The organism is Pseudoalteromonas sp. SR41-8 (assembly GCF_014163915.1).
In the GTDB taxonomy this organism is placed as follows: domain Bacteria; phylum Pseudomonadota; class Gammaproteobacteria; order Enterobacterales; family Alteromonadaceae; genus Pseudoalteromonas; species Pseudoalteromonas rhizosphaerae.
The window spans coordinates 1-600 of the sequence record NZ_JACJEE010000084.1; the positions used below are offsets into that span (position 1 = coordinate 1).

The following is a 600-nucleotide window of genomic DNA, read 5'->3' on the forward strand; positions in this document are numbered from 1 at the left end:
AAGTAGATAGTCTAACCCTCGGGAGGACGTTTACCACGGAGTGATTCATGACTGGGGTGAAGTCGTAACAAGGTAGCCCTAGGGGAACCTGGGGCTGGATCACCTCCTTATACGATTTAGAACTTGTTTGTTCGTAGTGTCCACACAGATGATTGTTATTGTAAAGAGAACAAACACTTATTGTTTGGGTCTGTAGCTCAGTTGGTTAGAGCGCACCCCTGATAAGGGTGAGGTCGGTAGTTCAAATCTACTCAGACCCACCACTTCTTCAACGAAGTCGGTAATCAAACAATAAGTACCAGCATATGTGGGGCTATAGCTCAGCTGGGAGAGCGCCTGCCTTGCACGCAGGAGGTCAGCAGTTCGATCCTGCTTAGCTCCACCACTTACTTCTTAAAAATAAATATTCTTTTATCGGGCAGCATAATCGCCTGAGAATAGAGTGTGTTTAATTTTGAGAGGTTTTTGTATCTCTTGCTCTTTAAAAATTTGGAAAAGCTGATAATAAAATTCGTATAAATACAGTGTATTTGTACAGAGTTTTCAAAAGTAAAAAAGAATGATAGCAGTATCATTCAGTGCCATTTAATGAACGTTTAC

The 600-nt window shown here is 41.5% G+C and carries 2 tRNA genes and 1 rRNA gene; all 3 read left to right on the plus strand.

Annotated elements, in window-relative coordinates:
- Positions 1 to 110: ribosomal RNA gene (locus H5162_RS21090) — 16S ribosomal RNA — on the plus strand; the annotation flags it as partial.
- Positions 111 to 186: 76 nt separating this feature from the next.
- Positions 187 to 263 (plus strand) — tRNA-Ile (locus H5162_RS21095).
- Between the two features lie 46 nt (positions 264 to 309).
- Positions 310 to 385, plus strand: a tRNA-Ala gene (locus tag H5162_RS21100).
- Positions 386 to 600 lie beyond the last annotated feature (215 nt).